The organism is Amycolatopsis iheyensis (genome assembly GCF_024703995.1).
GTDB classification, from domain to species: domain Bacteria; phylum Actinomycetota; class Actinomycetes; order Mycobacteriales; family Pseudonocardiaceae; genus Amycolatopsis; species Amycolatopsis iheyensis.
In genome coordinates, this window is sequence record NZ_JAMXQV010000041.1 from 64877 (window position 1) to 72424 (window position 7548).

Consider the following 7548-nt stretch of genomic DNA (forward strand, 5'->3'; position numbering starts at 1 on the left):
CGCGGCAGAATGCCCGGTTGGCGCGGTTCACCACCCGTTCGGGCCATGAGTCCACTGTGTCCGGACACTTAGGACCGGCGTGCGCCGCGGCCGCCACCACGGCGCACGCCGGTTGCTCAGGGGTAGCTGACCAGGTTGACCGGCTTGGTGCCGGTCGGGGTCGTGTCACCCGTGGTGTTGATGACGTGCGTGATCGTGCCCTGGTAGTTGAGCGACACGGTCACCATGTCGTGGAACCGGACACCCGCTGTGTTCGGCGCCTCGAACGCGTGGGCGCTGGCCACGGACGGGTTGGTGCTGAAGTAGCAGTAGCTGCCCAGTCCCCACGCCTCGTGGCTGGTGACGTTCGGCCCCACCTTGTAGGCCGAGTAGCCCTTGGTGGACCCGTTCATCCAGCCCGCCTGGTTCGGCACGTCGTAGGGCATCTCGTTCTGGAAGAAGTACGTCCGGCCGCCGTTGCCGTTCCAGACGACCTGCGTCTTCTGGTAGTGCTCGACGAACAGGCCGTACATCGTCACATTGTTGCCGTTGACGGTGAGCCCGGTGTCGGCCGTGTTGGTGTTCCAGCCGACGTACTCGTTGCGGTCGGCGTGGTCGGCGCGCCAGATCCACATGTGGTCGCCGATGACGTTGCTGCTGTTGACGACCAGGCTGTTCGTCGCCTTCCCGACGGCGGCGCCGCCGATCCGGAAGAAGACGTCGTGCAGGGACGTCGGGTTCGCCGCGTGGTTCGCGGCCGAGCCGGCCGGGCCGACCTGCATGAGGGTGTTCGAGCTGGTCGTGCCGGCGTCGATCAGCAGGCCGGCGACCTTGACGCCGTCGACGTCGTCGACGTTCATCGCGGTGACGCCGTTGTCGGGCACCAGCGTGGCGATGCCGAGCCCGAGCACGACGGTGTCCGGCCGGGTGACGTGCAGTGCCTGGTTGAGGTGGTAGACACCGGGCGTGACCAGCAGGTTCTTGCCCGCGGCGAGCGCCGCGTTCATGTCGGCGGCGGTGGCGCCGGGCTTGGCGATGTAGAACTGGTCGATCGGCAGCGAGGTGCCCGGGGCGGTGCCGTTCGCCCAGCTCGTGCCGGACGCGTTGGTCTTCACGCTCGGCACGAAGACCTGGTAGTTGCCCGCGTTGTCGATGTAGAGGAACGGCTTCTCGCGGGTCACCGGGGTCTGGGCGACGGTCGTGTAGGGCGGGCTCGGGAAGGTGTTCGCCGGAGCGCCCTGGACGCCCGCGAAGACCATGTTCCAGTTCGAGCCGTTCCAGCTGCCGAACTGCGAGTTCCGCGAGATCCACTGCTGCTGCGAGCCGGAGCGGACCTGGCCGTCGATCTTGGAGTCGGAGATCCAGCCGCCGCTGGCCCAGCCGCCGTCGTCGAGCTGCAGGTCGCCGCGGACGTGCATGCGGCGGTACGGCGCGGCCTGGCTGACCGCCCAGCGGTCGGCGCCCCCGTTCGGGTTCACGGACAGGTTCTCGGCGCCGCGCCAGAAGTTCTGGGTCGCGTTCTGCGGCGGGAACCAGTCGGCCTCGACGTGCACGGCGCCGTTGATCGTCACGGCGTCGGGGCTCAGGCCGAGCCCGAGGACCTGCGTGTAGAAGCCGACGTTGACGTCGTTGGAGTAGGTGCCGGGCTTGAACATCACGGCGTAGCGCTGGCTGCCGAACTGGTTGCGTTCCTGCTGGCCGAAGATGCTGTTGAGCCGGCTCTGGATCGTCGAGCTCGGCATGGAGGGGTCGAAGATGACCACGTTCGGACCGAGGTCCGGCTGGCCTTGAGTCGGAGGAGTCGTGCCGCCCACGGGGTTCAGTGTGAACGACTGCGCCGCGGTGCCGTTGCAGGCGTACTGCTGGAGCTGGACCGAGTCGGCGACGGACGCGCCCGGGACGTCGAGGCACTTCCCGCTGTTGCGGCTGACGAAGTGGTACCGGCCGCTCCCCTCGTCGACGGCCTGCCACTGCTGGTTGGCACCGTTCGAGTAGGACCAGAGCTGGACGAGGCCGCCATCGGCGGTGGAGACGTTGCTGACGTCCCAGGCGGCGGCCGGGTTCGTGCGGGCGTTGACCCGGAAGTAGCCGTCGCTCGTGGGCTGAAACTGCCACTCCTGCGACGCGGTCTGGTTGCAGGAGTACTGCTGCACGACGGTCCCGTTGGCGGTACCGGCGGCCCGCGCGTCGACGCACTTCCCGCTGTTGGCGGCGGTCACGGTGTACCAGCCGTCGGGAGTGACCGCGGCTTGCGCCTGCGGAGTGGTCAGGATGCCCGCGACCAGGGCGGATGCCGCGGAGAGCAGCACCACCACCCGCCGTCTCGTCTTCATGCGAAACCTCCTCAGCCGCACGGGGCGGCGTCCGTCGAGCAGGAAACGGCAGAGGCGTGCCCGGTCTGGGGATAGACGCGGCGTAACGGGCGGGGACCTCGGCGTCACAACCGCGCAAAATGTAACGGCGGCCACACCCGGAGTCAATACACGACTAAAAATAAGGCTTAAAGTGGCTGGTCAGCGCTCCGCTGAGCGGGACGGGTGGGTTGGGGGACCCCCTGCGCGAGGGTTGTCCGGGGGTCATGTACGGTATTGCCATACGAGATGCGGAGTTCACCTTCGCCTCGGGGCTATGGCGCAGCTGGTAGCGCACCTCACTGGCAGTGAGGGGGTCAGGGGTTCGAGTCCCCTTAGCTCCACAGTGACGAAGCACCGCCCACCAGGTCCAAGGATCCAGGTAGGGCGGTTTTTTCGTTGTGCCGGATCTTGAGTTTCGCCAGGAAGTTCAGCTACCGGCCGGTAGCTGAGGCAAAACTGGGGCACGGACCGGAGGAGCGGCGAAGTGGGGTCACGAAAAGTGCCCCAGCAGCGTCCCCCGGACAGGTGGACACCAAAGGTTCTTGACATGACGCCTTCGCGGCGTTGGCTGCGGACGGTGCCGTACGTGACCGGCGTGTCCGCGTCAGTGCCGGAGGGCGCGGGGCGGAGACTGCTTACACGGTCGGCACGACAGGGCCGGGCGTGGGCAGGCGAGCGGCTGCTGCCCGAGACGCAGATGGACCTAGCCCCCGCACATGCATAAGTTCGTCGACCGTGAGGCTCGTTTGGGACGAGGTCTGGCCGTACAGCGGGACGAGCAGGCCCGCGACGCGGTCGCACAGCAACGGCGGCGTCCTACAGCGCAGTAGCTCAAAGAGCTAGCGCGCGGCCAGATACCAGACGCCCAGAGCGATGACTCCGGCTAGCGCAAGTCCGACACCGATGCCTCGCATGACCCAGGTCAGCCGGTCAGGTATCTGTCCGCCGGCCATGGCAGCTGCCGTCTCAGCCGCCTCGCGAATATCTGGTGCCGTCTCGTTGACCTGCGCAGTGGTTCTGCCCAGTTGGCTGGCGAGTCCTTGACGCTGAATGGTTTCGATTCCGCGCAGGCATCTCTGAGATCATCGGCTGCGCCTGACACCGCGTTGGCGGCAGAGCGCATCTCGGTGGCGTGATCGGGAACTCGAGCGACTTCATCGCAGGACTGAGCGAATCTGTGCCCATGTTCCTCGAGGTATGACAGCTTTTCCGTGCATCAAGCACGAAGGGGAGCACATGCTCCAAGTACTGCTGCAGCGCTGCTGTGGCAATCTCGATGTTTGTCTTGTCACCACTGCCACCTCCTGAGTGGTCGATGTAATCCGGAAACGGATCGGCAACGCCGTCAGCCTGCGCTCGATCTCTGGCGATTGAGGTAGGCACCTACCACCCGTGCTGCGCCTTCGGGATCTTCATCCTTCAATCCGGAAAGATCGGCCCCCCAGAAGTTGCTGTTGACCGCGATCGTGCCTCGGGCTCCGTCCAGCAAGCCGAGGCGGAGCAGCTCAACGGTCAGGTCCACAAGGCCTGGCAACAGGAACACGGGGTACTTCCTGCTCACTGACACACCGCAGCAGCCCTTCGTCGCCAGTAGAGGTGGTGACTGTGCCCCTGGCGATTCTGCAGCAATGGCCGAGATGTCCCACGTTGGCCGACACCTTGAAGCACGCATACCGTGACCGGCAATGTCCTTCAGATCACCCATCAGATAGTCGGCGGCGGTGTTCGTGCTCACCGCCGACTGACCGGCGCACTATTGGGAACACCGGACGGGTCGGGTTACTGGATTCGACGCGACTCTACGATGCTTCGGCTGCGAGTGCCGCTACTCGTCCAGCCCCCAACGATTCCTTGCTTTTATCCTCATATGCCGATACATCTCCGCTCGGAACTCGCCGGCGAGTGCACCACGAGTCACTCCTCACGGATCAGAACCTTGCCGCACACGACAAACCCTCCCACACCGCCATCCGACACGACCAGCCTCATGTAGCGATCCTCATGACGCTCCGGAACCTCGATAAAATTATCGATTTCGGAACCATCTTCGGCGATCCCTATAACCAGCTCATCATAGTAGGACTTGACCTTCATTCCTAGGACGTCCAGGAATTCTATCTCGACCATCTCCCGCCCATCGTCGAAATAAGTGCGCAGAATCAACCTTCGATGGGAAACCGAATATGTCCACAATTCGAAGGGTCGCTTGATGTGTAGCGGAAGCACGGCGGACGAAGTGACCACAAGAGAGCTCAGCTTTCACTCGAAAGGATTTTTTGTGACTTTTCCATTTTTATCGTACCAGATGATTCGAGATTGAACCGATTCGGGTGCGGCCTTGATCTGAGCCAGCTCCCACGGCGTGTACTGTCCGTCTCGGGGTGAGCTGACACCTTCCGCCAGCTTGGCATATGCATTTGCATCGTCTATTCCAGCGAGACTGAAGTGGATCTCCACTGTGCTACTGGGATCAAGGGCCTCTCTGATGATATCTTGCCAGTGCGCATCGTTCGGCCAATCCCCATACATTTTCGCACCGACACGCTCAGCGAAGTCAACTAGCGCGTACTTATTGTCTTCGAGTTTAGTCCGGCCCAGCGCAATGGAACTAGGGCAGCCACCGTTGTGGACGAGAAGCGGAGTGCGATCAGCTAGCACGTAGTATGTGTGGACATCGCTGACGGTGAGATTGTAGGTCCGGATGCTCGCGGCGTAACGATGGCTGCTGATCAGCTTTGCATGGCCGCCGCGTGGTGTATCCAGCCGCGTGCCTGACTTGAGATTCGCTGCCGAGAGCCACGCATGAGCGGTAGCGTTCCAGAACAAGTGGTGTGCAGTCGTGGTGATCGTGGCGCGACCGTCGAGAGTGGCGACGGTGAGGTCGACGAAGTCGCGGTCGGTGTCCGTCACATGAGTTTGCTCGACTCTGTGTCGCTGAAGCTGCGGACTGTCAGGCTCGGCGTTGGCGATCTGGTCACCGATCTTGATGTCCTTGATCTGCCTGGTAGTCCCGTCAGCCATCAGGACGCGGGTGTCTCCGGTGAAGCTGTTCGGGAGTCGGCACGTTGACGGATTGTTCGCAAGCTCATTGGCAAAATCGGCCACCTGGCTGCGCTGCGCGCCGGCTTCTCGCGCCAGCAGTTCCATCTGACCGAGTTCAGCGTTGATGTCGACGCCGACAACGTCGAGGGCGCTCTTGCCTTCGGCGATCGCTTCCGCTATTGCGGCTGACGTTTCGAGAGTGTCGATTCCACCGAGTTCAGCACCGGCGCCGCCGAGCAGTGAAAGGACGTCACAGATGCCTTCGCAGGCGGCGGTGAGCAGGCTGATGCCGATGAACAGGAAGATGTCGTCGACCGGGTCCCCGCCGCCGTTGGGCAGGCCGTCGGGATAGCGGGCCTGGAAGTTGGGGTTGAACAGGTTGTCCGGCTGCAGGCACAGGTTGGTCTTGTTGCTGCCTTGGGGGTTGAGCTGGCGGCAGAGGTCCTGCAAGTGGTGCAAGATCCGGTCCTTGTCGGCCGGGGTCCCGGTCAACAAGAGGATGCAGTCTTCGGTGCTGTAGCCGGCTAGCGACGACGCGGGTCGCATGGCGGGCTGGCATGATTGCTTGCGCTGCTCAATGACCCGTTGTTTTTCGGTCTCGACCTTCCGCGCGACCGCTTCCCAGGCCGCATGTGCGGCGTCCGCGGCTTGGGTGGCGCTCTTGCCGGCGTCGAGGGCGGCATCATACGCATCGTGCGCAGAGATCGCCGCGTCACGCGCGTAGCCGGCGGCGTCTGCCGCCGAGTGGGCGGCCCAGGCCGCGGAGCGGCCGGCCTTGTCAGCGGCCGCTGTCGCGGTTGCCGCGGCGGCGGCGGCGGTGTTCGCCGAGGCTTGCGCTTGCTGGGCGGAAGCGGCGGCGCGGTTGGCGGCATCTTGGGCTTGGTTGGCGGCGTCGGCGGCTTGAGCGGCTGCGGTTGCGGCTTGGTCGGCGTAGTGGGCCGCCTCATCGGCGGCGTTGCGGGCGCGTGCGGCGGCTGCCTGGGCGTCGTTGGCGTCGTGGGTGGCGGTGGCCGCGGCGCTGGCGGCTTGGGCGAGGAGGCTGTCGACGGCCGCGTTGTGCGCGGCCGTGTTCTGGTCGCGGCGGGCGGCGGTGAACTGGCCGACGGTCAGGAACTCGCGCGCCAATGTGGGTGGCCCGTCCAGCGCCGCCTGGGCGCCGGCGACGACCTCACGCAACCCGGCGGCCCGGGCAGCGGACTGAACCTGGGCCACCTTGACCTGGTCGTCGATCTGCAGAGCGACGTATTGGCCGGTGTCGAGAAAGTCCCGCAACGCCTTGTCGGTCCCCGCGTCCAGCGCATTCTGCCCGTGCTGGACGACCACGGTGCGACCGGCCGCCCTGGCCGCGGACATGATCTGGCTGACCTGCAGGGTGTCGTCCTGCAAACGACCCGGGTAGTCGCGGCTGCGCAGGAAGTTCCGCACGTCGGCGTCCGTACCGGCGAGCGCAGTGGCGGCGGCCCTCTTGAAGCCGGGCGTTCCGGTGTCGGACAGCTGGGTGAGGATGACGCGGTCGTCCTGTCCGGTGGCCGCGGCAAGACCGGTGGTGATGAAGTCGACGGCTTCGTCGTCACTGGCGGCAACCGCGGTGAGCGCCGCCGCCTTGACCCACGGGCCACCCGTGTCGGCCAGTTTCAACGCAACCTTGCGGGCATCACCGATGACGGTCGCGCGTTCGGTGCCCGGGGTGGTGGCTTCGGTGATCAAGCGGTTGGTATCCGCATCCCAGCTACTGGCCTGGTCCAGATCCCACCGCGGCGGAACCGTCCGGGCGGCGTACGCCGCAGCAGCAGCGAAGGCCGCGTCATCGGCTTGCCGCCCGGCCAGGGCGATCCGGTCGTCGTCGGCTTTGCGCGCCACCTGCGCGATCTGCGACGCCTGCTGTGCCGCGGTAACCGCCGTGTTCGCCGCCGCCGTCGCAGCGTTGGCGTGCTCGGTGGCCTTCCGGGCCGCGTCCGCCGCATTCCCTGCGAAGACCGCTGCGTCGGCGGCGGCGTTGGCGGCCGCGGTGGCGTTGGCCGCGGCCGCGTCGGCGGCATCGGCGGCCTGGCCGGCCGCGGTACTGGCCTGATCGGCCCACGACTGGCTCGCCCGGGCCGCGGCGACGGCGTGCGCTGCCTGGGCCCGCGCCCTGGCCGCCGCGGCCTGCGCCTGCCGGGCGTCGGCGCCCGCG

4 protein-coding genes and 1 tRNA gene are annotated in these 7548 nt (G+C 65.9%); 1 reads left to right on the forward strand and 4 read right to left on the reverse strand.

Features of this window, described 5'->3' with window-relative positions; all coding sequences use genetic code 11:
* Positions 1-116: 116 nt before the first annotated feature.
* Complete coding sequence (locus tag M8542_RS46135; protein WP_257926766.1) at positions 117-2312, reverse strand: RICIN domain-containing protein; 2196 nt, start codon at positions 2310-2312, stop codon at positions 117-119.
* 289 nt (positions 2313-2601) lie between these two features.
* On the opposite strand from M8542_RS46135, the gene M8542_RS46140 reads away from it, so the two are divergent.
* Positions 2602-2674, forward strand: a tRNA-Ala gene (locus M8542_RS46140).
* Between the two features lie 1004 nt (positions 2675-3678).
* On the opposite strand, the gene M8542_RS46145 is transcribed toward M8542_RS46140, so the two are convergent.
* From M8542_RS46145 to M8542_RS46155, 3 genes are all read right to left on the reverse strand, one after another.
* A complete protein-coding gene (locus M8542_RS46145) occupies positions 3679-4068 on the reverse strand; it encodes a hypothetical protein (RefSeq protein WP_257926767.1) in 390 nt (129 codons plus the stop codon).
* 179 nt (positions 4069-4247) lie between these two features.
* On the reverse strand, positions 4248-4496 hold the full coding sequence (locus M8542_RS46150; RefSeq protein ID WP_257926768.1) for a hypothetical protein: 249 nt from the start codon (positions 4494-4496) through the stop codon (positions 4248-4250).
* 96 nt (positions 4497-4592) lie between these two features.
* On the reverse strand, positions 4593-7548 hold a 2956-nt coding region (locus M8542_RS46155; protein WP_257926769.1), incomplete at its 5' end, for a polymorphic toxin-type HINT domain-containing protein.